At 73.1% G+C, this 25,068-nt stretch carries 24 protein-coding genes; 11 read left to right on the plus strand and 13 right to left on the minus strand.

Going from position 1 to position 25,068, the window contains the following annotated elements; all coding sequences use genetic code 11:
* The first annotated feature begins 32 nt into the window (after window positions 1-32).
* The 3 genes from ACZ1IK_RS03315 to bioB all read left to right on the plus strand — a co-directional run bounded on the left by ACZ1IK_RS03315 (window position 33) and on the right by bioB (window position 2,460).
* On the plus strand, window positions 33-626 hold the full coding sequence (locus ACZ1IK_RS03315) for a GNAT family N-acetyltransferase (RefSeq protein WP_205810640.1): 594 nt from the start codon (window positions 33-35) through the stop codon (window positions 624-626).
* A 125-nt stretch (window positions 627-751) separates the two neighbouring features.
* Entirely contained in the window at window positions 752-1,129 is a 378-nt protein-coding gene (locus ACZ1IK_RS03320; protein WP_465098318.1) for a hypothetical protein, read from the plus strand.
* A 107-nt stretch (window positions 1,130-1,236) separates the two neighbouring features.
* Window positions 1,237-2,460, plus strand: coding sequence for a biotin synthase BioB (gene bioB / locus ACZ1IK_RS03325; protein WP_230277947.1), 1,224 nt, complete (start codon window positions 1,237-1,239; stop codon window positions 2,458-2,460).
* A 32-nt stretch (window positions 2,461-2,492) separates the two neighbouring features.
* On the opposite strand, the gene ACZ1IK_RS03330 is transcribed toward bioB, so the two are convergent.
* Window positions 2,493-3,044: a hypothetical protein gene (locus ACZ1IK_RS03330; RefSeq protein ID WP_060973529.1), complete on the minus strand. Its 552-nt coding sequence runs from the start codon at window positions 3,042-3,044 to the stop codon at window positions 2,493-2,495.
* Between the two features lie 136 nt (window positions 3,045-3,180).
* Here ACZ1IK_RS03330 and ACZ1IK_RS03335 point away from each other — a divergent pair, with 136 nt between their 5' ends.
* A complete protein-coding gene (locus ACZ1IK_RS03335) occupies window positions 3,181-4,470 on the plus strand; it encodes an adenylosuccinate synthase (protein ID WP_036315830.1) in 1,290 nt (429 codons plus the stop codon).
* Between the two features lie 128 nt (window positions 4,471-4,598).
* Here ACZ1IK_RS03335 and ACZ1IK_RS03340 read toward each other — a convergent pair whose 3' ends face one another.
* Window positions 4,599-6,818 carry a catalase gene (locus ACZ1IK_RS03340; RefSeq protein ID WP_159228199.1) on the minus strand — a complete coding sequence of 740 codons (2,220 nt, stop codon included), beginning with the start codon at window positions 6,816-6,818 and terminating at the stop codon, window positions 4,599-4,601.
* A 170-nt stretch (window positions 6,819-6,988) separates the two neighbouring features.
* Here ACZ1IK_RS03340 and ACZ1IK_RS03345 point away from each other — a divergent pair, with 170 nt between their 5' ends.
* Entirely contained in the window at window positions 6,989-7,774 is a 786-nt protein-coding gene (locus ACZ1IK_RS03345) for a carbon-nitrogen hydrolase family protein (RefSeq protein WP_159228200.1), read from the plus strand.
* 137 nt (window positions 7,775-7,911) lie between these two features.
* Window positions 7,912-8,451: a hypothetical protein gene (locus ACZ1IK_RS03350; RefSeq protein ID WP_036315779.1), complete on the plus strand. Its 540-nt coding sequence runs from the start codon at window positions 7,912-7,914 to the stop codon at window positions 8,449-8,451.
* A 114-nt stretch (window positions 8,452-8,565) separates the two neighbouring features.
* On the opposite strand, the gene ACZ1IK_RS03355 is transcribed toward ACZ1IK_RS03350, so the two are convergent.
* Entirely contained in the window at window positions 8,566-9,279 is a 714-nt protein-coding gene (locus ACZ1IK_RS03355; RefSeq protein WP_060973530.1) for an IclR family transcriptional regulator, read from the minus strand.
* 150 nt (window positions 9,280-9,429) lie between these two features.
* On the opposite strand from ACZ1IK_RS03355, the gene hutU reads away from it, so the two are divergent.
* The 4 genes from hutU (at window position 9,430) to hutH (ending at window position 15,517) form a co-directional block, all read left to right on the plus strand.
* Entirely contained in the window at window positions 9,430-11,127 is a 1,698-nt protein-coding gene (gene hutU / locus ACZ1IK_RS03360; protein ID WP_221844541.1) for a urocanate hydratase, read from the plus strand.
* A 117-nt stretch (window positions 11,128-11,244) separates the two neighbouring features.
* Window positions 11,245-12,621: a YjiH family protein gene (locus tag ACZ1IK_RS03365; protein ID WP_465098319.1), complete on the plus strand. Its 1,377-nt coding sequence runs from the start codon at window positions 11,245-11,247 to the stop codon at window positions 12,619-12,621.
* Window positions 12,622-12,668: 47 nt separating this feature from the next.
* Window positions 12,669-13,874 (plus strand): imidazolonepropionase, encoded by a 1,206-nt coding sequence (hutI, locus tag ACZ1IK_RS03370; protein WP_221844542.1) that lies wholly within the window; start codon window positions 12,669-12,671, stop codon window positions 13,872-13,874.
* A gap of 29 nt (window positions 13,875-13,903) precedes the next feature.
* On the plus strand, window positions 13,904-15,517 hold the full coding sequence (hutH, locus tag ACZ1IK_RS03375) for a histidine ammonia-lyase (protein ID WP_230277946.1): 1,614 nt from the start codon (window positions 13,904-13,906) through the stop codon (window positions 15,515-15,517).
* A gap of 126 nt (window positions 15,518-15,643) precedes the next feature.
* Here the strand turns inward: hutH and ACZ1IK_RS03380 are convergent, their stop codons facing one another.
* Genes ACZ1IK_RS03380 through ACZ1IK_RS03390 form a run of 3 tightly spaced genes read right to left on the minus strand, consistent with a single transcriptional unit; the run spans window position 15,644 to window position 17,604 of the window.
* Complete coding sequence (locus tag ACZ1IK_RS03380; protein WP_363692579.1) at window positions 15,644-16,198, minus strand: MFS transporter; 555 nt, start codon at window positions 16,196-16,198, stop codon at window positions 15,644-15,646.
* Window positions 16,199-16,204: 6 nt separating this feature from the next.
* Entirely contained in the window at window positions 16,205-16,945 is a 741-nt protein-coding gene (locus ACZ1IK_RS03385) for an MFS transporter (RefSeq protein ID WP_230297364.1), read from the minus strand.
* Window positions 16,942-17,604: a flavin reductase family protein gene (locus ACZ1IK_RS03390; protein ID WP_465098320.1), complete on the minus strand. Its 663-nt coding sequence runs from the start codon at window positions 17,602-17,604 to the stop codon at window positions 16,942-16,944. The genes ACZ1IK_RS03385 and ACZ1IK_RS03390 overlap by 4 nt, the downstream gene beginning before the upstream one ends.
* A 102-nt stretch (window positions 17,605-17,706) precedes the next feature.
* Here ACZ1IK_RS03390 and ACZ1IK_RS03395 point away from each other — a divergent pair, with 102 nt between their 5' ends.
* Complete coding sequence (locus ACZ1IK_RS03395) at window positions 17,707-18,384, plus strand: GntR family transcriptional regulator (protein ID WP_465098321.1); 678 nt, start codon at window positions 17,707-17,709, stop codon at window positions 18,382-18,384.
* 40 nt (window positions 18,385-18,424) lie between these two features.
* On the opposite strand, the gene hutG is transcribed toward ACZ1IK_RS03395, so the two are convergent.
* The 7 genes from hutG to ACZ1IK_RS03430 form a co-directional block, all read right to left on the minus strand.
* A complete protein-coding gene (gene hutG, locus ACZ1IK_RS03400) occupies window positions 18,425-19,471 on the minus strand; it encodes a formimidoylglutamase (RefSeq protein WP_465098322.1) in 1,047 nt (348 codons plus the stop codon).
* A gap of 74 nt (window positions 19,472-19,545) precedes the next feature.
* A complete protein-coding gene (locus tag ACZ1IK_RS03405; RefSeq protein WP_285140269.1) occupies window positions 19,546-20,061 on the minus strand; it encodes a CoA-binding protein in 516 nt (171 codons plus the stop codon).
* A 3-nt stretch (window positions 20,062-20,064) separates the two neighbouring features.
* Window positions 20,065-21,438, minus strand: a complete 1,374-nt coding sequence (locus tag ACZ1IK_RS03410; protein ID WP_465098323.1) for an O-acetylhomoserine aminocarboxypropyltransferase/cysteine synthase family protein — start codon at window positions 21,436-21,438, stop codon at window positions 20,065-20,067.
* A gap of 225 nt (window positions 21,439-21,663) precedes the next feature.
* Complete coding sequence (locus ACZ1IK_RS03415; RefSeq protein WP_412004903.1) at window positions 21,664-22,596, minus strand: hypothetical protein; 933 nt, start codon at window positions 22,594-22,596, stop codon at window positions 21,664-21,666.
* 209 nt (window positions 22,597-22,805) lie between these two features.
* Window positions 22,806-23,342, minus strand: coding sequence for a metallophosphoesterase family protein (locus ACZ1IK_RS03420; protein WP_465098324.1), 537 nt, complete (start codon window positions 23,340-23,342; stop codon window positions 22,806-22,808).
* Between the two features lie 8 nt (window positions 23,343-23,350).
* Complete coding sequence (locus ACZ1IK_RS03425; protein ID WP_285139357.1) at window positions 23,351-24,157, minus strand: DUF1648 domain-containing protein; 807 nt, start codon at window positions 24,155-24,157, stop codon at window positions 23,351-23,353.
* Window positions 24,158-24,172: 15 nt separating this feature from the next.
* Window positions 24,173-25,051: an EamA family transporter gene (locus ACZ1IK_RS03430; RefSeq protein ID WP_148408370.1), complete on the minus strand. Its 879-nt coding sequence runs from the start codon at window positions 25,049-25,051 to the stop codon at window positions 24,173-24,175.
* Window positions 25,052-25,068: the final 17 nt, after the last annotated feature.

Genomic DNA, 25,068 nt, shown 5'->3' on the forward strand with positions numbered 1-25,068 from the left:
ACTCGAGAACTTTTGTTCGTACCCTGTCTGTCATGGCCACCCCTCTCCTGGAGCTCGCCGCGAGTCGAGGCGTCTGCTTCCCGCTGCGAGCCCGCCGGCTGACCCTCACCCCGTTCCGGGGTCTCGATGCACCCGCCGTGTGGAGCTTCTGCCGTCGTGAGCAGGTGTGGTCGTGGACCTCCGGCCGCCCGGAGAGTGAGAACGCGCTGCGCGAGTCCTACCTCGGGGCGGGGGACCGTCTCACCGTGCGGGCCGGAGACGTCATCGTCGGTGTCGGGAAGGTCGCGGTGCAGGACGCGTGGAGTCAGGGCGGCCCGCGGGAGGAAGCCCGGGACGCCCAGGCCGAGCTCGGCTGGACGATCGATCCGCGCCAGGCCGGGCAGGGCTATGGCACCGAGCTTGCGCGAGCCCTGCTGGGCTTCGCGTTCGACGATCTGGGTGTGCGGCGCGTGGAGGCTCATGCCTTCGCGGACAACGCTCCGAGCCTGCGCATCATGGAGAAGGTGGGGATGCGTCACGAGGGCACGTTCAAGGAGGAGTCTCTGCATCTCACGCGCGGCTGGGTGGATGGCGCCACCTACGCGATGCTCGCCTCGGAGTTCCATCCGCCCCTTACGCAGGAGTGATCCCGCCGGCCACGACCGCATGATCTGCCGCTCCGCCTCCGAGGGCCGTGTGCCAGCATGGGGCTGTGAGCCGGGTGGGGAATGAGCGTGAGTGGCGGTGGCGCATCGGTGTGGCATCTGCCCTGGTGGGTTCGGCTGGTGTGTTCGCGGGGCTGCGGCAGGATCTGGGACTGGGGTGGGGTCTGACGCTGGTGGCCGTCACGGCCCTCGGGGCGATGCTCACCCTGCGAGGGGTGCATCACCGGGTCGAGGCGGAGCAGGCTCGCCGCAACGTGTTTGACGCCGGAGCCGGCTCCACCGCGTGGGTGATGCTGCTGATGGGGGCCGCGGTCATTCCGGGGCTGGTGCTGAACGCGATCGACGACGCCGGCGTCCGGGCGGTCGTGGCCGGTCTGCTCGGCGCGGTGCTCGCTGCCGCCGCCCACGGCATCCTCGCGGCGACGACGACGCTCGAGGAGCAGCCTCGGCCCGAGCCGGTCCCTCTGGACCGGCACGGGCGCTGACGTCGGGGTCATGGCCCCCCGCTCCTGAACACTGTTCAATGAACACTGTTAGAGTCCCTCGAGTCAGACCCACCCGGGGCCGAGCCCCGCCCACCGGAGAGGCCCGCATGACCGCCACCCAGGACTCCCCCGCCGTCGACCCCCGCCCCGCCGCCGCCCTCGACCCCGAGGCCCTCGTGGACCGCATCGAGGCGGGCCACGTGCTTACCGCTGAGGAGGCCGTCGCTGTGCTGGACGCCCCGGACGCGGACACGTTCCGCATCGTCGCGGCAGCCTCGCGCCTGCGCGAGAAGCACTTCGGCCGCACGGTCAAGGTCAACTACCTGGTCAGCCTCAAGACCGGCCTCTGCCCGGAGAACTGCACCTACTGCTCCCAGCGGCTCGGCACCGAGGCCGAGATCCTGCGCTACACGTGGCTCAAGCCGGAGGAGGCCGTCCGCCAGGCGGGCCTGGGCATCGCCGGCGGCGCCTCGCGCGTGTGCATGGTGGCCTCCGGCACCGGTCCCACGGACCGCGACGTCGACCGCGTGGCCGGCATGGTCGGCGACCTCAAGGCCCAGCACCCGGACGTCGAGGTGTGCGCGTGCCTCGGCTTCCTCAAGGACGGCCAGGCCGAGAAGCTCAAGGACGCCGGCGTCGACGCCTACAACCACAACCTCAACACGGCCGAGTCCCACTACGAGTCCATCTGCACCTCCCACACCTACGAGCAGCGCGTGGACACCGTGCAGCGTGCCGGCGCCGCCGGCCTGTCCTCCTGCAGCGGCCTGATCGCGGGCATGGGGGAGACGCACGAGCAGCTCGTCGAGGCCGTCCTCGCGCTCCGCGACCTGGACTCCGACTCCATCCCCGTCAACTTCCTCATGCCCTTCGACGGCACCCCGCTGCAGGGCCACCAGCAGCTCACGCCGCTCGAGTGCCTCCGGATCCTGGCCATGGTCCGCATGGCGTGCCCGGGCAAGGAGCTGCGCATCGCCGGCGGCCGCGAGATGCACCTGCGTTCCCTGCAGCCGGTCGGCCTGCAGGTGGCCAACTCGATCTTCCTCGGCGACTACCTCACCTCCGAGGGCCAGGACGCCGAGGCGGATCTGCAGATGATCGCCGATGCCGGCTTCACCGTGCTCGGCGCCGAGGAGCGTGCGCAGCAGGCCGCGGCCGACGACGGCGCCCCGGCCGGCGGCTGCTGCGGCGGCACGGACGACGCCGGCCCGTGCGGCTCCGGTGCGGCCGGAGCTGCGGAGGACGCCTGCCCCGACACGGGCGCCGAGGGCACCGTGAAGCCCGAGCTGCGCCGCCGGGGCGCGGGCACGGCCGAGCCCGCCAACGCCTGAACCCGCGCTGACCGCCGTCGTCGGGAGCGTGCTCAGCGAACGGCGCGGATCCGCCGCACCACGCACACCACGATCACCGCGAGACCGGTGAGCGCACTGACGGCCACGAGGGCGAGGCCGCCCACGATGCCGACGTCCATCGCGGTGCTCTTGCCGAGCAGGTCCATGAGCACCGGGGTCGTGGCGCCGGAGTCCGGGTGGTCGCCGCCGTCGGGGAAGATGATCGCGGCCAGCGCGAAGGACCCCCAGGAGATGCCCAGCAGCGTGTGCAGCAGGCGCCCCAGCCGGATGCCGCCCCGCTGCTCATCCTGCGGGTTCACGCGGGGCAGGAGGAACAGGCTCCCCACCATGAGCACGAGGACGAGTTCGTGGGGCAGGGCGCCGAAGACCATGTAGATGACCGTCATCCAGCCGTTCGCGCCGAAGTTGGAGCGCAGGGCGAGCGCGATCAGGGGCAGGGCGAGGAGGGCCAGCGCCCACGGCAGCACGGCCCAGGGGCGCCACGTGCCCACGCTCGGGCCCTTGCGGGTGGGGGTCGGGGAGGCGAACTCCGAGTGCTGGGTGCCGGGCGCTGCGGTGCTCATGGCGCCAGCGTAGCCAGAGGGTGGCATCCGTCACGCTGGTAGGATTCGGGGGTACGGCCTCCGCGTGCACCGCAAGGGGGCGTTTTCCATGTACGGGCCGGTCCGGGGCGACCCGCGGCCCTGAGGAGAGATGCAGATGCCAGCGATCGCGATCGTCGGAGCCCAGTGGGGCGACGAGGGCAAGGGCAAGGCCACCGACCTGCTGGGCGGGCGAGTGGACTACGTCGTCAAGCCGAACGGCGGCAACAACGCCGGGCACACCGTCGTCGTCAACGGGGAGAAGTTCGAGCTCAAGCTGCTGCCCGCCGGCATCCTCTCGCCCAACGCGGTGCCGGTGATCGGCAACGGCGTGGTGGTGAACCTGGAGGCGCTGTTCGAGGAGATCGACGGGCTCGAGTCCCGCGGCCACCCGTGCGAGCACCTGAAGATCTCCGCCAACGCCCACCTCGTGGCGCCGTACCACCAGACCATGGACAAGGTGACCGAGCGGTTCCTGGGCAAGCGCGCGATCGGCACCACCGGCCGCGGCATCGGCCCCACCTACATGGACAAGGTGGCCCGCCTGGGCATCCGCGTGCAGGACATCTTCGACGAGTCGATCCTGCGCCAGAAGATCGAGGGCGCCCTGCGGCAGAAGAACGAGCTGCTGGTGAAGCTCTACAACCGCCGCGCCGTGACCGTGGACGAGATCGCCGAGTACTTCCTGGGCTACGCGGACCGCCTGCGCCCCATGGTCGTGGACTCCGTGAACCTGCTCAACGACGCCCTGGACGAGGGCAAGGTGGTGCTCATGGAGGGCGGCCAGGCCACCTACCTGGACGTGGACCACGGCACCTACCCGTTCGTGACCTCGTCCAACCCGACCGCCGGCGGCGCGGCCGTGGGCGCGGGCATCGGCCCCACCCGCTTCTCCCGCACCATCGGCATCGTGAAGGCCTACACCACGCGCGTCGGCGCCGGTCCGTTCCCCACGGAGCTCTTCGACGAGATGGGCGAGCAGCTGCGCACCACCGGCGGCGAGTTCGGCGTGAACACCGGCCGCCCGCGGCGCACCGGCTGGTACGACGCCGTCATGGCCCACTACGCCGCGCGGATCAACGGCTTCACGGACTACTTCCTCACCAAGCTGGACGTGCTCACCGGCATCGAGAAGATCCCGGTGTGCGTGGCCTACGAGGTGGACGGCGTGCGCCACGACCGCATGCCCATGACCCAGACCGAGTTCCATCACGCGAAGCCGGTGTACGAGCTCTTCGACGGGTGGACCGAGGACATCTCGGGCGCCCGCGCGTTCACGGATCTGCCGCTGAACGCCCAGCGCTACGTGGAGGCCCTCGAGAAGCTCTCCGGGTGCCGGATCTCCGCGATCGGCGTGGGCCCGGGCCGCGACCAGGTGGTCCAGGTCCGCGACCTCATCGAGGACTGACCCGGCCCGCCGCCCCGCCCCCGGCCCACCCCGGCCCGCGTTTTCGAACGTGAAAGAGGGCGAATGGGCGCTTTCGAACGTGAGATAGGCCCTATCTCACGTTCGAAAGCGCCCGGGGGTCCGCCGAGTCAGTCGGCCAGGCGGCCGGTGGTCGGGAAGCGGTCCCACACGCGGTGCGCGGGCAGCAGCTCCGTCAGCCGGCTGACGGCGGAGGCGCCGTCCGCCGCGGACTCGACGCCCTTGCCGGACACCTGGGCGGCCGCGAGGACGGCCTCCGCCGGCTCGAGGGCGAGGATCGCCTTGGAGTGGCGCCACATCTCCTGCAGCACCTTGACGACGCGCGGGTCCACCGCCTCGGAGTCGGCGGCGCCGGCCTTCTGGTCCAGGCTGGGGGCGGCGTCGGCGGCGGGGGCCGCCGGCGAGGCCACGACCACGGCATCCAGCTCGATGGACGCGGCGGTCAGGTAGGTCCGCTGGGCCACGATCTCCCCGGCCACGGGGCCGCCCTTCGGCGCGATGACCAGCGGGACCATGCCCGCACCGTGGATGCCCTGCACGAGGGCGTCCAGCTCCTTCTCGTCCACGGACTCGCCCACCACGACGCCGACCTGACGGCCGTCGAGCGGCCACGCGCCGCCGATCTGGGACAGCACGGGGGAGGGCTGCACCTCGGCCGGGGTCTCGGTCGGCGCGGGGACGGGGATGCCCAGGCCGTCCGCGACCTGCTGGGCCAGTCGCGTGTCGATCGCGGCGAGGTGGGCCAGCTGGCGCTCGCGGATGGTCTGTTCGTAGCACTTGCCCAGCTCGAACGTGTACGCCTGCGCCACGTGCTCGCGCTCCACCTCGGAGAGGGAGAGGAAGAACAGGCGCGCCTGCGAGAAGTGGTCGTCGAAGGAGGCGGCGTGCGCGCGCTCCTTCACCGACGCCGGCAGCGGCTCCGGGTGCTCGATGAACGCGTGGTCGTCCGCGGGGGTTTCGTACGGCAGGCCGCCGTCGAGCGAGTTGGGCCGGTACGGCGCCACGCCGCGATGCACGGCGCTCTGGTGGAAGCCGTCACGCAGCATGTCGTTGACCGGGGCGTGCGGGCGGTTGATGGGCAGCTGGTTCCAGTTCGGCCCGCCGAGGCGGGTGAGCTGCGTGTCCAGGTAGGAGAAGAGGCGGCCCTGCAGGAGCGGGTCGTTGGTGACGTCGATGCCGGGCACGAGGTTGGCCGGGTTGAAGGCCACCTGCTCCGTCTCCGCGAAGTAGTTGGACGGGTTGGCGTTCAGCGTCATGCGGCCGAGGGGTTGCACGGGGGCGAGCTCCTCCGGGACCAGCTTCGTGGGGTCGAGCAGGTCGATGCCCTCGAACATCTGCTCCTCGTTGTCCTCGAACACCTGCACGCCGAGCTCCCACTCGGGGAAGGCGCCGGCCTCGATCGCGTCGGCGAGGTCACGCCGGTGGAAGTCCGGGTCCATGCCGTTGGTGAGCAGCGCCTCCTCCCAGGTCACGGAGTGCACGCCGAGCATCGGCTTCCAGTGGAACTTGACCAGCACGGTGGAGCCGTCCGCCGCGACCAGGCGGTAGGTGTGGACGCCGAAGCCCTCCATCATGCGGTAGGAGCGCGGGATGCCGCGGTCGGACATGTTCCACAGGGTGTGGTGCTGCGCCTCGGTGTGCAGGGACACGAAGTCCCAGAACGTGTCGTGCGCGGACTGCGCCTGCGGGATCTCGCGGTCCGGGTGCGGCTTCACCGAGTGCACCACGTCCGGGAACTTGATGGCGTCCTGCACGAAGAACACGGGGATGTTGTTGCCCACCAGGTCCCACGTGCCCTCATCCGTGTAGAACTTGGTGGCGAAGCCGCGGGTGTCACGGGCCAGGTCCATGGAGCCGCGGGAGCCGGCCACGGTGGAGAAGCGGACGAACACCTCCGTCTCCTTGTCCTTGGCGAACAGCCCGGCCCGGCTGATCTTCGCGGCGGTGCCGTAGCCGCGGAACACGCCGTGGGCGCCGGCGCCGCGGGCGTGGACCACGCGCTCGGGGATGCGCTCGTGGTCGAAGTGGCTGAGCTTCTCCCGCAGGTGGTGGTCCTGCAGCAGGGTGGGGCCGCGGCGGCCGGCCTTGAGCGAGTGGTCCGAGTCCTGCAGGCGGACGCCGTGCGCGGTGGTCAGGTACGGGCAGCCCTGCGCGGCGGTCGCGGGGTCGGCGCCGGTGTCCTGGCCGGTGGGGGAGACCTGTGCCGGACCGCGCTGGTCCGGGGCCGGCACGGCCACGGGCTGGTCCGGGTGGGTGAGGGCGGTGTGCTCCTCGAGGTCGGGGGTGATCGGCCCCGGCGTGCCGGGGATGTCGGGCTGCTGGGTGGTCATCGCGTCTGCTCCTGTGGTGTCGACGTGCCGCGCGGTGCCGCGCGGATCCGGGGCGGAGGACGACGGCGGCCGATGCGGGCCGACGTCGTGCCCGGCTTCCAGCGTGGCGGCTGGCCCCAGCGCTGACCAGGGCTGACGGCCACCGGCAGGGGCCTGGCTACCCTGGGGGCATGAGGATCAGCGTCGGACAGTTCGGGCCCGTGGGCGACGCCGAGGAGAACCTGGCCGTGATGGCCCGCCTCGCCGCCCGCGCCGCGGGCGAGGGGGCGGACCTCCTGGTGCTGCCCGAGGAGGCCATGCTCGGGGCCCGCGAGGTGGGGGAGGAGTTCCCCGACGCCGTCGCCGCGGCCTGGGAGCCGTTCGCCGCGGGCCTGGCCGCGCTGGCGCGGGAGCACGGGATCGCCGTCGTCGCGGGCGGCTACGAGCCGGGACCGGACCGGCGTCCCTACAACACGCTGCTGGCGGTGGGCGCGGACGGCGCCCGGCTGGGTGCGTACCGCAAGCTCCACCTCTACGACGCGTTCGCGCACCGCGAGTCGGACCGGATCACCCCCGGCGACGGCGGCGTCGCGGCGATCGAGCTCGGCGGGCTCCGCCTGGGCCTGCTCACCTGCTACGACCTGCGCTTCCCCGAGCTGTCCCGGCGTCTCGCGGTGGAGGGCGCGGACGTGCTCGTGATCCCCGCGGCGTGGTTCTCCGGCGAGCACAAGGTGGAGCACTGGCGCACCCTGCTCAAGGCCCGCGCGGTGGAGAACACCGTGTGGGTGGCCGCGGCGGACACGTGCTCGGACGGCACCGTGGGCCACTCGATGATCGTGGACCCGCTGGCGCTGCCCGTCGCCGAGCTCGCCGACGAGCGGGAGGCCGTGGCGACCGCGGAGGTCACCCGCGAGCGCATCGACGAGGTCCGGGAGTTCCTCCCCTCGCTCGCCAACCGCCGCACCGACGTCCTCTGAGCCGCCCCCCGCCCGGCGGACGGGTCACCATTACCCCCTCGGGCTGGGAAAAGCCTAAAATCACGTCAGACGTGCAACCAGACGGGCGCCCCGGCGCTCGGAACGCGCCCCGCCCGGGGCGGGACGGGAGATCAGAGATGACCATCAACGCCGACGGCAGCCACGCCGTCCAGCCCCACGCCGCGAACGCCCACACCGCCCCGGCCCGCCCCGTGCGCCACGCCGTGGTGGAGGAGGAGGTGCTCGAGCCGCTGGGCCCGGTGGAGGGCTGGGGCTTCACCAACCGCGTCATCCTCGTCTCGGTGCTCGTCGTGATCATCGGCAACGTCGTGCGCGTGCTCACCGGCGACCTGGGTGATCCGAACGGCTCCGTGGCGCTGGGCGAGACCGGCCACGGCTGGGTCGTGCTGGTGCAGTCGTTCATGTTCGGCCTGGTGGGCGGCGCCCTGGCGGGCGCGGCCGGCTACCTGGTCGTGCTGCTGATGGGCGGGGCTGCCCGCTCCGTCGTGCGCTACGTGGTCGGTGGCGTGGTCGGCGGCTTCCTCGGTGCCGTGGGCCTGTTCGCGGTGTTCTCCAACACCGTCCTCTACGGGGCGGGCCTGCACCTGTTCTGGATGCTGCCGGTGGCGGGCCTGCTCGGCGGCCTCTGGGCGGGCGTCGTCTCCTCCCGCCGCTGATCCCCGCAACCGGCGCCTCGGGCGCCGGCCGCAGAGAAAGGCCCCGGTTCCGGCTCTCGCCGGGCCCGGGGCCTTCTCCGTCATCACTCGCACCTTCGATGAGGTGGCTTCAGCCTACGAACTCGCCTTGGGCTTTCCAGGGGAGTCGGCTGGGCGTTCCCTGGGAGTGTCGGCCGCCCCGAGCAGGTGCGCCAGCTCGTGGGTGGCGGCGACGAGGGCCGCCCCGCACCGGTCCGCCAGCTCGTCCGTGCAGCGGTAGGCCGGCACGAGCGTGCTGAGTGCACCGACCACCGTGCCCGCCACGCTGATGGGGGCGGACAGCGAGGTGACGTCCTTCTCGACGGAACGGGTGCGCAGCGTGTAGTCCCCCGCGGCCACGCTGCCGCGCAGGGCGTCGCCCACGGCCGTGCCCGCCAGGGGGACGGTGCGTCCGACCCAGTTCGTGTGGCGGACCGAATGCGTGCCCTCCACGATCGCCAGGTAGACGGCGGAGTCCGGAGGGGTCGTCACCGAGAGGTAGACGGATTCGCCCGTGGCGGCCACGACGTGGTCCATCGGCCCGCGGGCCAGCTGCACGAGCGAGTCCCGGGAGAAGGCCCGCGCCCCGAGCTGGATGAGGCGCACGCCGGGGCGGTAGGCGCCGTCGTCGTCGCGGGCCACGAAGCCGGATCCCTCGAGGCTGCGCAGCAGGCGCAGCGCCGTGGACGCCGGCAGCTCCGTGGCACGGGCGGCCTCGGTCAGGCTCAGCCGGGGCTGCTCGGTGACGGCGGCGAGCAGGTCCAGGGCCCGGTCCACGGTGCGCGTCGAGGCGGTGGGGGTGGTGGTCATGACAGGGAGCGTAACGGGTGCGGGACACACGGATCGGGCTTGCGCGTGAGCCGAGTCACTGTTTCAATGTTCGGAAAGTGCATGCCGAGCCGTGAAATCACAGGGGCCACTCGTCCCGGCGGCGCACGCACCCCGTCGAGAGGAACTGCCATGGCCGTGGGCTTCACCCAGCACGACCCGTCCCGCACCATCCGCGCCCCGCGCGGCACCGAGCTGTCCGCCAAGTCCTGGCAGACCGAGGCCCCGCTGCGGATGCTCATGAACAACCTGGACCCCGAGGTCGCCGAGCGTCCCGAGGACCTCGTCGTCTACGGCGGCACCGGCCGCGCGGCCCGCTCCTGGGAGGCCTACGACGCCATCGTCGCCACGCTCAAGGACCTCGAGGAGGACGAGACCCTCCTGGTGCAGTCCGGCAAGCCGGTCGGCGTCGTCAAGACCAACGTGTGGGCCCCCCGCGTGCTGATCGCCAACTCCAACCTGGTGGGCGACTGGGCCGACTGGAAGACCTTCCGCGAGCTCGAGGCCGAGGGCCTGATGATGTACGGCCAGATGACCGCCGGCTCGTGGATCTACATCGCCACCCAGGGCATCCTGCAGGGCACCTACGAGACCTTCGCCGCGATCGGCCGCAAGCGCTACGACGGCTCCCTCAAGGGCACCCTCACCCTCACCGGCGGCTGCGGCGGCATGGGCGGCGCCCAGCCGCTGGCCGTCACCCTCAACGGCGGCGTCTGCCTGATCGTGGACGTCTCGGAGGACCGCCTGCGCCGCCGCATGGGCAAGCGCTACCTGGACGAGGTGGAGACGGACATCGACAGGGCCGTCGAGCGCGTCATGCAGGCCAAGCGCGACGGCGAGGCCGTCTCCGTGGGCCTCGTGGGCAACGCCGCCGAGGTGTTCCCCGAGCTGCTCGAGCGCCAGAAGGCCGGCACCGTCGAGATCGACATCGTCACCGACCAGACCTCCGCGCACGACCCGCTGTCCTACCTGCCGATCGAGATCGACGAGAAGGACTGGCACGCCGAGGCCGAGGCCGACCCGGACACCTTCACGAAGAAGGCCCAGGAGTCCATGGCCCGCCAGGTCGAGGCCATGGTCGGCTTCCAGGACATCGGCGCCGAGGTGTTCGACTACGGCAACTCCATCCGCGACGAGGCCCGCAAGGCCGGCTACTCCCGCGCGTTCGAGTTCCCGGGCTTCGTCCCGGCCTACATCCGCCCGCTGTTCTGCGAGGGCCTCGGCCCGTTCCGCTGGGCCGCGCTCTCCGGCGACCCGGAGGACATCCGCGTGACCGACGCGGCGCTGAAGGAGCTGTTCCCCGAGAACGAGCACCTGCACCGCTGGCTCGACGGCGCCGCCGAGTTCGTGGAGTTCGAGGGCCTGCCGGCCCGCATCTGCTGGCTGGGCTACGGCGAGCGCCACAAGGCCGGCCTGCTCTTCAACCAGCTCGTGGCCGAGGGCAAGGTCAAGGCGCCGATCGTGATCGGCCGCGACCACCTCGACTCGGGCTCCGTGGCCTCCCCGTACCGCGAGACCGAGTCCATGCTGGACGGCTCCGACGCGATCGCCGACTGGCCGCTGCTGAACGCGCTGACCGCCACCTCCTCGGGTGCCACCTGGGTGTCGATCCACCACGGCGGCGGCGTCGGCATCGGCCGGTCCATCCACGCCGGCCAGGTGGGCGTGGCCGACGGCACCGAGCTGGCCGCGGCCAAGCTCGAGGCGCTGCTCACCAACGACCCGGGCATGGGCGTCATCCGCCACGTCGACGCCGGCTACTCCCGCGCCGCCGAGGTGGCGAAGGAGCGCGGCGTCCGTGTGCCCATGGAGGCCACGATCCGGGACTGACCCCGGTCACGTCGTCGGACGACGACGGTGCCGCCGCGCCGTCGCCGTCCGACGACTTCACCGCCGCGAGCCGGACGGGCGGACGCCCGTCCGGCTCGCGATCGAAAGGACACCACGATGGACTCGTCCCGCCCCGCAGACCGCGAGCTGCACACCGACACCACCGCGATGGCCGCGATCGAGGCCGACGCGCCCCGCCCGCCGGCGCGCTGGCGCATGATCGTCTACTCGGCGATCGGCATCGTCATGTTCTTCGTGCCCGTCACGATCAACGGGGCGAGCTCCATCCCGCTGGACCACCTGGTGACCTGGGTGCGCGGGCTGCTCGGCCCGGCCGACCGCTGGGTGGGCATGGCCATCATCGCCGCCGGCGCCGTGTACCCGTTCGCCTCGGGCCGCTGGCGCACCAGCACCACCCGGACGGTCTTCGCCTTCCTCGCCGTGCTCGGCCTGGTCGCCTCGGCGATGGTCGTGTTCGGCGTGGGCCCGAGCTGGATCCTGGACGAGAGCATCGGCCCGTTCCTGATGGACAAGCTCGTGGTGCCCGTGGGCCTGATCGTCCCCATCGGCGGCGTCTTCCTGGCCCTCGTGATCGGCTACGGCCTCATGGAGTTCGTGGGCGTCTACCTGCGCCCGGCCATGCGGCCGATCTGGCGCGTGCCCGGCCGCGCCGCCGTCGACGCCGTCGCCTCCTTCGTGGGCTCCTACGCCCTGGGCCTGCTGCTGACGAACCGCATGTACACCGGCGGCCGCTACACGGCCCGCGAGGCGGCGATCATCGCCGTCGGCTTCTCCACGGTGTCCGCGACCTTCATGGTGATCGTGGCCAAGACGCTGGGCCTGATGGACATCTGGCTCTGGTACTTCTTCGGCACCCTCGCGGTGACGTTCGCGGTCACCGCCATCACGGTGCGCATCCCGCCGCTGAGCCGCATCCCGGACGAGTGCTACCCGGGCGTCACCCACTCGCCCGAGCAGGCCGTCACCCGGGACCGCTTCCGCGTGGCCCGTCGCGCCGCCGAGCAGACCCTCGCCGAGGCCCCGTCCCTGCCGAAGAACATCTGGGTCAACTTCCGGGATGGACTCGTGATGGTGCTCCAGATCCTGCCGTCCATCATGTCCGTGGGCCTGATCGCCCTGGTCCTGGCCACGTACACGCCCGTGTTCGAGTGGATCGGCGTGATCTTCTACCCGCTGTTCTGGGCGCTCGGCTACTCCGACCCCGGCCTGCTGGCCTCGGCCTCCGCCACCTCGATCGCCGAGATGTTCATCCCGGCCACGATGGCGGCCGGTCACGAGGACCTCGTCGCCCGGTTCGTGATCGGCGTCGTCTGCGTCTCCGCGATCATCTTCTTCTCCGCGGTGGTTCCTGCCATCCTGGCCACGGACATCCCCGTGAAGATGTGGCACCTCCTGGTGATCTGGGTCGAGCGCGTGGCGCTCACCATCGTGCTGGCCACGCCGCTGGCCCACCTGGTGGCCGCGCTCACCTGAGGCCCGCCCCACCGGCCCACCCCCGTCCGTCCCGCAGAGAGGCCCCCATGCGCTCCACGCTCATCACCGACATCGCCGAGCTGACCACCGTCGACCCCGAAGGGCGGGTGCTCACGGACGCGGCCGTCGTCGTCGAGGACGAGCGCATCGCCTGGATCGGCCCCGCCGCGGACGCCCCGGAGGCGGACGACCGGGTGTCCGTCGAGGGCCGCGCCGTGCTGCCCGGCTGGGTGGACTCCCACACGCATCTCGTGTTCGACGGGGACCGCTCCGCCGAGTTCGAGGCCCGCATGGCCGGCGAGTCCTACGCGGCCGGCGGCATCGGCGTGACCACCTCCGCCACCCGTGCCGCCTCGGACGACCGCCTGGCCGAGCTGGTCCGCGGCCGGGTGGCCGACGCGGTGGCCGGCGGCACCACCTACCTCGAGACCAAGACCGGCTACGGGCTCACCGTGGAGGAGGAGGCGCGCCACGCGCGCCTGCTGGCCGGGCTGCGCGAGGAGGGCCTCGTGGACGAGGTGACCTTCCTCGGCGCCCATCTCGTGCCCCCGGGCCGGGACGCGGAGGACTACCTCGACGACGTCGTCGGGCCGATGCTCGAGGCCGTGCGGGAGCACGCGGGCTGGGTGGACGTGTTCTGCGACACCGGCGCCTTCGACGCCGAGCAGACCCGCCGCGTGCTCGCCGCGGGCGTGACGGCGGGACTGGGCGTGCGCCTGCACGGCAACCAGATCGAGCAGGGCCCGGGCGTGGGCGTGGCCGTGGAGTTCGGCGCCGCCTCCGTGGACCACGTCAACCACCTCTCCGACGCGGACGTCGAGGCCCTCGCCGGCACCTGGACCGGCTGGGACCGCGCCTCGGCCACCGGCACTCCCGGCACCGTGGCCGGCTGCCTGCCCGCGTGCGATCTGTCCACCCGCGCCCCGCTGGCGCCCGCGCGTCGCCTGCTCGACGCCGGCATCGAGGTCTCCCTGGCCTCGAACTGCAACCCGGGCACCAGCTACACCACGTCCATGAACTTCAACGTGGGCACCGCCGTGCTGCAGATGCACCTGACCCTCGCCGAGGCCGTGCGCGCCGCCACCCTCGGCGGGGCCATCGGCCTGCGGGCGCAGGACCGCGTCGGCAGCCTCGAGGTCGGCAAGCGCGCCGACCTGCACGTGCTCGACGCCCCCGCCGCCATCCACCTGGCCTACCGCCCCGGCATGCCGCTGACCCATGCGGTCTGGCGCGCGGGCCGCCGGGCCGTCTGATCGACCGACAGCAAGGAGAACGCATCACCATGACCACCCCTCCCGTCACCGTCACGCTCGGCACGTCCGGGGCCACCCTGGACGACGTCGTCGCCGTGGCCCGCCACGACGCCCGCGTGGTGCTCGCCGACGACGTGCTCGAGACCGTCGGCGCGGTGCGCCGCCACGTCGAGGCGCTGGCCGAGGCCGAGACGCCCACCTACGGCGTGTCCACCGGCTTCGGCGCGCTCGCGGACAAGCACATCCCGCTCGAGTCCCGCGCGCAGCTGCAGAAGTCCCTGATCCGCTCCCACGCCGCCGGCATGGGCCCCGTGGTGGAGCGCGAGGTCGTCCGCGCGCTGATGTTCCTGCGGGCCACCACGCTGGCCTCCGGCCGCACGGGCGTGCGCCCCGTGGTGGTCGAGACCTTCGTGGCCATGCTCAACGCGGGCATCACCCCCGCCGTGCGCGAGTTCGGCTCGCTGGGCTGCTCCGGCGACCTCGCCCCGCTCTCCCACGTGGCCCTGGCGCTGATGGGCGAGGGCGACGTCGTCGGGGAGGACGGCGCGCTGCGTCCGGCCGGCGAGGCGCTCGCCGAGGCCGGGATCGAGCCGGTCGAGCTGCGGGAGAAGGAGGGCCTGGCCCTCGTCAACGGCACCGAGGGCATGCTCGGCATGCTCATCATGGCGCTGGCCGACCTCGAGGAGCTCGCCGACACCGTGGACCTCACCGCCGCGATGTCCGTGGAGGCGCTGCTCGGCACCGACCGCGTGTTCGTGCCGGAGCTGCACCTGCCGCTGCGCCCCCACCCGGGCCAGGCGACCTCCGCCGACCGGATGCTGAAGATCCTGGCGGGCTCGCCGATCGTGGCCAGCCACAAGGAGGGCGACTCCCGCGTGCAGGACGCCTACTCGCTGCGCTGCGCCCCGCAGGTGGCCGGCGGCCTGCGCGACACCCTCGCGTACGTGCGCACCGTGGCCGAGCGCGAGCTCGCCGCCACCGTGGACAACCCGGTGGTGCTCGACGACGGCCGGGTGAGCTCGAACGGCAACTTCCACGGGGCGCCCGTGGCGTACGTGCTGGACTTCCTGGCCATCCCGGTGGCCGACGTCGCGAGCATGTCCGAGCGCCGCACCGACCGCATGCTGGACCCGGCCCGCTCGCACGGGCTGCCCGCGTTCCTCGTGGACGACCCGGGCGTGGACTCCGGCATGATGATCGCCCAGTACACGCAGGCCGGGCTCGTCTCGGACATGAAGCGCCTGGCCGTGCCCGCGTCCGTGGACTCCATCCCGTCCTCCGCGATGCAGGAGGACCACGTCTCCATGGGCTGGCATGCTGCCCGCAAGCTGCGCTCGGCCGTGGAGAACTTCCGCCGTGTGCTCGCCGTCGAGCTCGTGGCCGCCGCCCGCGCGATCGAGCTGCGCGCGCCGCTGCAGCCCTCCGCCGCGACCGGTGCCGCCGTCCGCGTGATCCGCGAGGCCGGCGTGCCCGGCCCCGGCCCGGACCAGTACATGGCCCCGCAGCTGGCCGCCGCCGAGCAGGCCCTGCGCGACGGGTCCGTGCTGGCCGCCGTGGCGGAGGCGCTCGCGGGCGTATCCGCCGATGCCGAGCCGCAGGACCTGGCCGAGGAGTCCGAGGGCGCCGAGGCCGAGGGGCAATGACGCCACAGCGTGGTCCGACGCCGCAGAGTGGTCACGACACGCCGCGTGCGTCTGCACGAGACGGCGTGTCGTGACCACTCTGTGTGTGGAGGGGGCGGCCTGCGGGTCGGGTCGGTTGGCCCCGGCTCAGGCCGCCAGGTCCACGTCCTTCGTCTCCTTCATGACCAGGCCGGTGAGGCCGCCGACCACCATGAGGTAGATCGGGAACGCGCTGGCCCACCCCTGCGCCGTCAGCCACGTGATCAGGTACGGCGCCGTGCCGCCGAAGATCGCGGTGGCCAGTGAGAGCATGGTGGCCACGCCCTTGGCGCGCACCGCCGTGGGCAGCGCCTCGGACCAGACGGCGCCGTTGACGCCGAACAGCAGCGCCACCGCCAGCAGGGCGATGGTCTGCACGAGCAGGAACGAGGCGAAGGTGCCGTCCAGCATGCCGAACAGCGGGAACGGCAGCACCACGAAGAGCAGGCCGAAGGCGATGACCAGCGGACGGCGGCCGATCCGGTCGCCCAGCAGGCCCGCCCCGAGGATGGCGGCCAGGAAGATCACCTGGGCCACGAGCGAGGCCGAGAGGGTGGTGGACTTGTCCATCTGATGGGCCACCTGCGCGTGCGTGGGCAGGTAGATCAGCCACGTGTAGAACATCAGGGAGCCGCCCGCGGAGACCAGGAAGATCGTCAGCAGGCCGCGTCACACCGCACCCGGCTCCCGGCGGGGAGCGTCGTCGGCGGTGGGCACCACCTGCTGCGCCGCCGTGAAGTGCTCCGACTCCGTCAGGCTCCGTCGCAGGTACAGCGCGTAGAGGCCGAGGACGCCGCCGATGCCGAACGCCACGCGCCAGCCCCAGGACGCCACCTGCTCGGGAGAGAGCAGCGTGTTGATGGCCAGGCCCACGAGCGTGGCCAGGATCGTGCCCACCACCACGGACACCCACGACGTCGCCCCGAACAGCCCGCGCCGACCCTGCGGCGCCCGCTCCACGAGGTAGGTCACGGAGGTGCCCATCTCGCCGCCATGCGCCAGGCCCTGCAGCAGGCGGGCGATGACGAGGATCACCGAGGCGAGGACGCCCACCGTGCCGTAGGTGGGGGTGAAGGCGATGATCAGGCTGCCGAGCGCGGTGATCATCATCGCCGCGAAGAGGCTGCGCTTGCGGCCCACCCGGTCCGCGTAGGCGCCGAACACGTAGCCGCCGATGGGGCGGGCGACGAAGCCCACCGCGAAGACGGCCAGGGTGGCGAGCAGCTCGGAGGTGGGATTGTCCGCGTGGAAGATCTGCGCCGCGAAGACCGGGGCGAAGATCGTGTAGACGTTCCAGTCGTACCACTCCAGCGCGTTGCCGAAGTTCACGGCCAGCATGTCCTTCAGGCTCCGGGGGCGGGCCCGGGGCACGGGAGCGGGCCGGGCCGCGCCGGTGGCCGCGGTGCTCATGCCCGTCCCTCGAGGCCGGCCTGGGCATCGCCGTCGGCGCCGGGCACCCGCATCTCGAAGGTCTCCCGCACCACGGTGTAGTCGAAGTAGCCCAGGCGGGCGATCGGCTGGATGCGCGGGATGTCGATGCGGCCGTCGGCGGTGATGACGTCGTCGTCGATGTGGATGGTGTCCACGTGGGCGAAGACCACGTCGATGGTGCCGACGTTCGAGTCGCCCTTGATGCGGTGCGTCGAGTGGTAGCGGCACTCGAAGCGCACGGGGGACTCGGCGACCATCGGGATGGGGTGGTTGTCCGCGTAGACCTTGGTGACGCCGTGCTCGGCGATGCGGTCCCACTCGCTCTCGCCCGGCTTCAGGGCCATGGCGGAGACGTTGACGGCCTCGCGCAGGTCGTAGGTGGCCATGTTCCACACGAACCAGCCGGTCTGCTCCGCGTTGAGGACGGTGTCCTTGCGGCGTCCGTCCGGGTACTGGTTCGCGGAGAACATCACCATGGGCGGGTCGAAGGTGAGGTTCTGCCACTGGCTGTAGGGGGCGATGTTCTCCCGGCCGTCCGTGCTCACGGAGGACAGCCAGCCGATGGGCCGCGGCACGGTGGAGCTCTTGAAGGGGGAGAAGGGCAGGGGGTTGGCCTCGTGCTGCGGGCGGTACTTCATGAGTCCTCCATGTGATGCCGGTAACAGGGTGTGGGCCAGGCTACGCCGCATATTCCGGATATATCAAGGGGGTGCGGGAAGATGACTGCCTAGGCTGGGCCCATGAACAAGTCGGAGGAGGCCTACGCCCGCCTGACGCAGAAGATCGAGACCGGGGAGCTGCCACCGGGCGCCATCCTCGGCGAGGCGGCCCTCATCGACGCCGCCGAGACGGGGCGCACGCCCCTGCGCGAGGCCGTGCAACGCCTCATCCGAGACCACTGGCTCCTGGCCGGTGGGGGACGTGGCCTGCAGGTGCCCCCGATCTCCGTGGACGACCAGCTGGAGAGGCTGGAGGTGCGGCGGTCGCTCGAGGCGCTGGCCGTGGGACTGGCCTGCGCACGGGCGGACGAGGAGCAGCTGGCCGCCGTCGCAGCCCACGTGCGGCACCTGCGCACGGTGGAGGACCTGCCGGCGTACGTCGCCGCCGTCGGGCGCTCGCACGAACTCCTGCGCACGATCGCGAACAACCGCTATCTCGCCGATTCCCTGGTCCCGCTCCAGGGGCTGTGCCGCCGGTTCTGGCTCGCCACCACGAAGGGCGTGCCCGACGAGGTCGAACGCGGCCGGGCGTTCTACGTCCCGGCGCTGGAGGCGGTGACCCGGAGGGACTCGGCAGGAGCCCGGGCCGGGGTGCTGGCCCTGCACGACTTCCTGGCACGCTCGGCACTGGACTACGCCGCCCGACGCGCGGCCCACGGCAGCGCCGAGCCCCCGGCCCCGTGGGCGGAGGGACGCTGACGCCCGCGGCCCCCCGCGCCTGAAGGGACCCCCGGCCCGCTCAGGCCAGCAGCGACGCGTCCGTCCGGTGACGGCTGACGATCGTGTGGATCAGCCGGGCCGCGGCCTTCGCCGTGCGGCCGTCCACGTCCAGGGCGGGGTTGAGCTCCACGACGTCGGCCAGGGCCAGCTTCCCGGACTGGGTGGCCTCCAGCGCGCACGCGTGGATCACCTCGTACGGCACGCCGAAGCCGGCCGGTGCGCTCACCCCCGGGGCGACGGCGGCCGGCAGCACATCCAGGTCGATCGTCAGGTAGAGCACGTCCACCGCGTTGATGAACGAGCGCACCCAGCGGCGGACGCCGGTGACGTCGGCGGTCTGGGCCTGCTCGTCGGTCACCCACGTGACCCCCCGTTCGCGCGCGGTGTCGAACAGGGCCCGGGTGTTGTTGGCCTCGCTGATGCCCACCACCGCGTAGGAGAGCTGATGCTCCGCCCCCTCGGCGTCCCGCAGCGCCTGCAGGAACGGGGTGCCGGAGCTGGGCCGCGGCGCCTCGCGCAGGTCGAAGTGCGCGTCCAGGTTGAGGATGCCCACGCGGGTGCCAGCACCCACGCGCGTGGAGCCGGTCAGGCCCGTGATCGATGCGTAGGCGGTCTCGTGTCCGCCGCCGAGCACCACGGCCAGGTCGTGGGCGTTCAGCAGCCCGCTGACCACTGTGCCCAGCTCGGCCTGGCCCGCCTCGAGTTCGCCCGGGGCGTCGTCGTCGCCGCGGTCCACGGACACGTCGCCCGCGTCCACGAGCGCGCCCGTGCCCTCGAGGTACGCGAGCGAGGCGAGCGCACCGCGCAGCGCCTCCGGGCCGTCCTCGGCGCCCACGCGGCCGTGGTTGCGGCGCACGCCCTCGTCCGAGGCGAAGCCGATGAGCGCCGTGGACCGCGCGCCCGACGTCGGAGCGCCGGCACCGGGGTGGCGCTGCGTCGTCGTGGGCTCGCCGCGCCCGTCGGCGGGACGGACGACCTGGTGCCAGCGCAGGTGCTCGGGGGTGTCGCCGTCGGTGCGGCCGGTCCAGGCGGGGGAGAGGGAGGGGGAGGGGAGCTCGGAGGTCATGGGCCCATCCCACGCCATCGACGGGCGGGTGCGCAACGAGGGCCGGACGACGCCCGACACGGGGCGTAGCCCGCCTAGCGGTCCAGCTCCTGGCGCCGCGAGCTGATCACGCCGGTGACGAAGCCGGCGAGGTTGAGCCCGCCGTGGAAGCGGGCGTGCTCGATCTTCACACAGCGGTCCATCACGATCTCCAGGCCCGCGGCCCCGGCCTGACGCGCGGCGTCCTCGTTCCAGATGCCCAGCTGCAGCCACACGGTCCGGGCGCCCACGCGGGCGGCGTCCGCCACCACCTCGGGGGCGTCGGAGGACTTGCGGAACACCTCCACGAGGTCCGGGATGACGGGCAGGTCGTCCAGCGAGGCATACACGCGGTGGCCGAGGATCTCCTTGCCGGCCGCGGCGAGCACGGGATTCACGAAGTAGACATCGTACGTGGTCGAGCTCAGCAGGTACGTGGCCACGAAGTACGACGCGCGGGCCGGCTTGTCCGAGGCGCCGACGATCGCGATCGACCGGGTGCGCCGCAGGATCGCCAGGCGCTCGGGGGCGCCGGGGCCGGTCCAGGTGCGCTCGGGGTGGGTGGTGCTCATGGCTCAGGCCTCCTTCGGCGCGACCGGGGCGCCGTCGTCGTCGCGGGTGCGGCCGGTGGCTTCGGTCAGAGCCTGGTCCAGGTCCCACAGGATGTCCTCGGTGTCCTCGATGCCCACCGAGATGCGGATGAGGTCCTCCGGGATGCCGCCGGCCACGAGCTGCTCGGCGGTGAGCTGCTGATGGGTCGTCGTGGCGGGGTGCAGCACCAGCGTCTTCGCGTCGCCGATGTTGGCCAGGTGGGAGGCCAGCTGCAGCGCGGAGATGAAGCGCGACGCCGTCGCGCGCCCGGCCTCCGGACCGGAGGCGCCGTCGTCGGTGTCCGTGGCCGCCGGGGCCACGCCGAAGCTGAACACCGAGCCGACGCCCCGGGGCAGCAGCTGCTGCGCGCGGGCGTGGTGCGGGTGGTCGGGCAGGCCGGCGTAGCGGACCCAGGAGACGCGCGGGTCCTCGTCCAGCCAGGTGGCGACGGCGCGGGCGTTGGCGAGGTGGGCGTCCATGCGCGGGGCCAGCGTCTCGACGCCGAGCAGGAGCTGGAAGGCCGACTGCGGGGCCAGCGACGGGCCGAAGTCGCGCAGCTGCTCCGAGCGGAGCTTGGTGAGGAAGCCGTACTCGCCGAAGTTGCCCCACCAGGAGACGCCGCCGTACGACGGCACGGGCTCGGTCATCGACGGGAACTTGCCGTTGTCCCACGGGAAGCGGCCGGACTCCACCACGACGCCGCCCAGCGTGGTGCCGTGGCCGCCGAGGAACTTCGTGGCCGAGTGGATCACGATGTCCGCGCCGTGCTCGATCGGCCGGATCAGGTAGGGCGGGGTGAGCGTGGCGTCCACCACGAGCGGGATGCCGTGCCGGTGGGCGACGTCGGCCAGACCCGGCAGGTCCACGACGTCACCGGAGGGGTTGGCGACGATCTCCGTGTACACGGCCTTCGTGTTGGGCTGGAGGGCGGCCTCGAAGTCCGCGGCCTCGGCGGAGTCCACGAACGTGGTCTCCACGCCGAACCGGCGCAGGGAGACGTCCAGCTGGGTGATCGTGCCGCCGTAGAGCTTCGAGGACGCCACGATGTGGTCGCCGGCCCCGGCGAGGGCCGCGAAGGTGATGAACTCGGCGGCCATGCCGGACGCCGTCGCGACGGCGCCGATGCCGCCCTCGAGCGTGGCGATGCGCTCCTCGAACGCCGCGACCGTGGGGTTGCCCAGGCGGCTGTAGATGTTGCCGTACTTCTGCAGCGCGAAGAGGTTGGCGGCGTCCTCGGCGGACTCGAACACGAAGGAGCTGGTCTGGTGGATCGGCACCGCGCGGGAGCCGTGGACGGCGTCCGGAACGGCGCCCGCGTGCAGCGCCTGGGTGCGGAAGCCGAACTCGTGGTCAGCCACGGGGGTCCTTTCGATGGAGGCTTCGGGACAGTCCGACCCATTGTCCCGGGCGAGGTGTGCCGGGGGCAGGGTGGGCACGTCGCAGAGCGTCACGCGGCGCCGGCCGGTGGCATGCAACGCGGGTTGAGTTATCACCGGTTACGCGGGCCTGGACCCGTGACAACTCAACCCGCGTTGGTCTGGACCCGTGACAACTCAACCCGCGTCGGGACGGGCGGGGGCGGATCAGCGCGTGCGGGCGAGCCGACGCCGGACCAGCCCTACGATCCGCCCGAACCCAGCGCGCTGGTCCTCCCAGGTGCAGCGCAGGGTCGTCCATTCCCGCTCGAGGCAGTACGCGTCCCGACGGGCGTCCCTCGCCTGCTGCTGAGCCGTGCGGTGGCCGGCGCCGTCGTACTGGAGGGCCAGGCGCGCCGCCCGGTACCCGAGGTCCACGACGGGCGAGGCCGGGTCGGCCGGGTCGACAGCGACCTGCAGCTCCGGCTCCGGCAGCCCGGCCCGGATCAGCGCGAGCCGGAGGAAGGTCTCGGGCGGGGAGTCGGCCCCGACGCGCACCTCGGCCAGCGCGGCACGTGCGAGACGGACACCCGGCCGGCCACGGCAGCGGGCGAGCACCTCCGATAGCCCGGGCACGGTGGCCACGGGGTGCGCCCGGCCCGTCGGCGTCCACGGCGGACACACCAGGTGGTCGCCGGCCGCGATGAGCCAGTCCACCTCGTGGGGGCGGAGCATCCCGGCGAGGTCGAACCAGGTGCGCGCCGCCGTCGTGACGCGCTGGCCGTCGGGAAGCTCGAGCACGTGGTCGGAGGGCAGTCGCACCCGGTGGCTGACGACGCCGTCCAGGTCGGTCCGGTGCGTGCGCGCGGAGCGGTCGAAGGTCAGGTGCAGTCCGGCGGGCCGCGCGAGGCGGGGCGGCAGCGGCAGTCCGTGCCAGAGGGCGGCAGAGACGTGGGAGACCACCCCGCCCGTGAGGCGGACCAGCGCGGCCGCGCCGTCCGGGGCGCACGGGTCGGGGATGCCCGCGGTGTGCACGCCGCGGCAGATCCGGGCGAGGTCTGCCGCGAGGGTGCGGCGCCACGGCAGGCCGGCGGCGTGCAGCTCGGCCGTCGTGAAGGCGCCCGCGGCGAGGGTGGACGGCAGGGGCGTGCGCGCGGTCATGGGGTGAGCCTGCCGCCCCCGGGCCCTGCGACGGACCGGACCGACGCGCCCTGGGGAGGGCCGCCGTCGTCGTGGTGGCTGTGCAGGAGCGGCCGACCCGCCGGTCATGGTGGCACCGGCGCGACGCGGGTTGAGTTATCACGGGTGCAAGCCGCCTGGACCCGTGATAACTCAACCAGCGTTGCAGGGGGGAGCGGCCGGCCCGTCGGTCACGGCGTGCGGTCGACCGGCACCAGCTCCACGTCCTCGAGCCGACCGCCCCGCACCACCGCGCGCATGAGCGTGCACACCGGCTGCCGTCGCCGGTCCGTGCAGGAGCCGGGGTTGAGCAGCCGCAGGCCCGGGTTCGCGGTCTCCGGCCCGGCCACGGTGTCCCACGGGATGTGGCTGTGCCCGAACACCAGCACGTCCGCGTCCGGGAACGCCGCGGCCATGCGGCGCTCGCGGCCGGCCGCCGGGCCCGTCTCGTGGACCATCGCGATCCGCACCCCGCCGATCTCCACGCGCGCCACCTCGGGCAGCCGCGCCCGCAGCCCCGGCCCGTCGTTGTTGCCCCACACGCCCACCAGCCGGGCGGCCCGTGCGTCGAGGTCGTCGAGCACGTCCTCGGTCACCCAGTCGCCGGCGTGGAGCACGACGTCGGCCCGCGCCACCTCGGCCCGCACCTGCGCGGGCAGGGCACGGGCACGCCGCGGGATGTGGGTGTCGGCGATCAGGAGCAGGCGGACGGCGACGTCGTCGGGCACGGTCCGCCTCACCGTGCCGCGAACGCGCCGAGCCAGATCGCCAGCGGCAGGCCGACGATGAACACGGCCACGAATCCGCGCACCAGCCACCGGCCCACCGGGGTGGCGAGGTTGACCGTCACGCCCACCCCGTAGCCGGGGCGCTTGGCGGGGAAGACGGCCGGGTCCTCGGGGTCGCGCTTGAGCCCCAGGGGCGTCCACATCTCGTCCTCGGCGCGTTCCGCGGCCGTGGGCCGGTACCCGAGCTCCGCCGCGACGCGGTCCGACCAGCGCGTCCACCGCTGCGTGCCGGCCCGCATCGCCGGGAAGACGCCCACCATGAGCACGGTCAGCGTGAGGGGCAGGAGCCACCAGGGCATCGTCCACGCCCCGGCGGCGAGCACCTCGGCCGTCGTCGGGGCCAGCACCAGCACGATGAGCACGCACGACCACCCGAGGCTTTCCTGGACCCCGCGGTGCACCCCCGCCTGGCGCACGCGCCGCCACGGGGACAGCCCCGGATCCGTCGGGACGAGGGCGGTGACCATCGCGGAGACCAGGGCCAGGAACCCCGTCACGCCGAGGCCGATCAGCGGCCCCGCCGCCACCGTGCCGAACGAGGTGTCCTCCCACGCATCCGGCCGCCCGTCGACGCCCCAGTGCGTGGGCACGCGCTCCGGCAGGCCCGGCAGGGCGACGAGGGCCCACCCCAGCAGCGCCAGGCACAGCACGGCCGCGAGCAGGAACGGCAGCCACGGACGCAGCCGGCCACGGCGCAGGGCGGCGCGCTCGGCGGCGGGGACGTCGTCGGGGGCGGGACGGGACGGGTGGGGCATCGACACAGGCTAGCCTCAGCCCCTGCCCGCCACACCCGGTGATCGGCCCGTCCAGACGGCGGCCGCGCACGCCGCGATCACCAGCAGCATCCCCGCCAGGTCCAGCGGGGTGAGCTCCTGCCCGCGCACGGCCCACGCGGTCAGCGCCGCCGCGATCGGCGAGAGGCACGTCAGCAGGGAGAACAGTGCGGTCGGCATGCGGCGCAGCACCTGCAGGTCGATCCCGTACGGCACCGCCGTGGACAGCAGCGCCACGGCCAGCCCCACGCCCAGCACCACGGGAGAGAGCAGGGCCGCCCCCGCCGTCGCGACGCCGACCGGCAGCGCCACGAGGGACCCGGCGGCCGTCGCCAGGGCCAGCCCCTGCACCCCCGGCAGGTGGGTCCCCGCGCGCCGCGAGAGCAGGATGTACCCCGCCCAGCACGCCGCCGCGGCCAGCGCGAGCGCCACCCCCACCGGGTCCAGCCCCGCGCCGCCGATCCCGCCGTCCGCGCTGAACCCCTCCCGGCCGAGCACCCCGATCCCGGCGAGCGCGAGGGCCGCCCACGCCGCCGACCGCCACGACGGCCGCGCCGCCACGGACAGCGTCAGCGGCCCGAGCACCTCGAACGTCACGGCCACGCCCTGCGGGATCCGCGCGAACGCCTCGTAGATGGCCAGGTTCATGCCGGTCATGGCCGCGCCCAGCCCGACGACGGCGGCCCACCCCCGGGGGCCCAGGCCGGCGAGGGCGGCGCGGCTCGGCCGGGTGACGAGCAGCAGCACGGCCGCGGAGAACACCACGCGCAGGGCGACCATGGCGGACGCGCCGACGTCGTCGAACAGCAGGCCCGCCACGGACGCGCCGAGCTGCTGGCTCAGCAGCGAGAGCAGGACGAGCAGGACGAGACGCACGCCCACAGCCTAGGGGC

The sequence above is a fragment of the Micrococcus sp. CS26 genome, assembly GCF_055522295.1.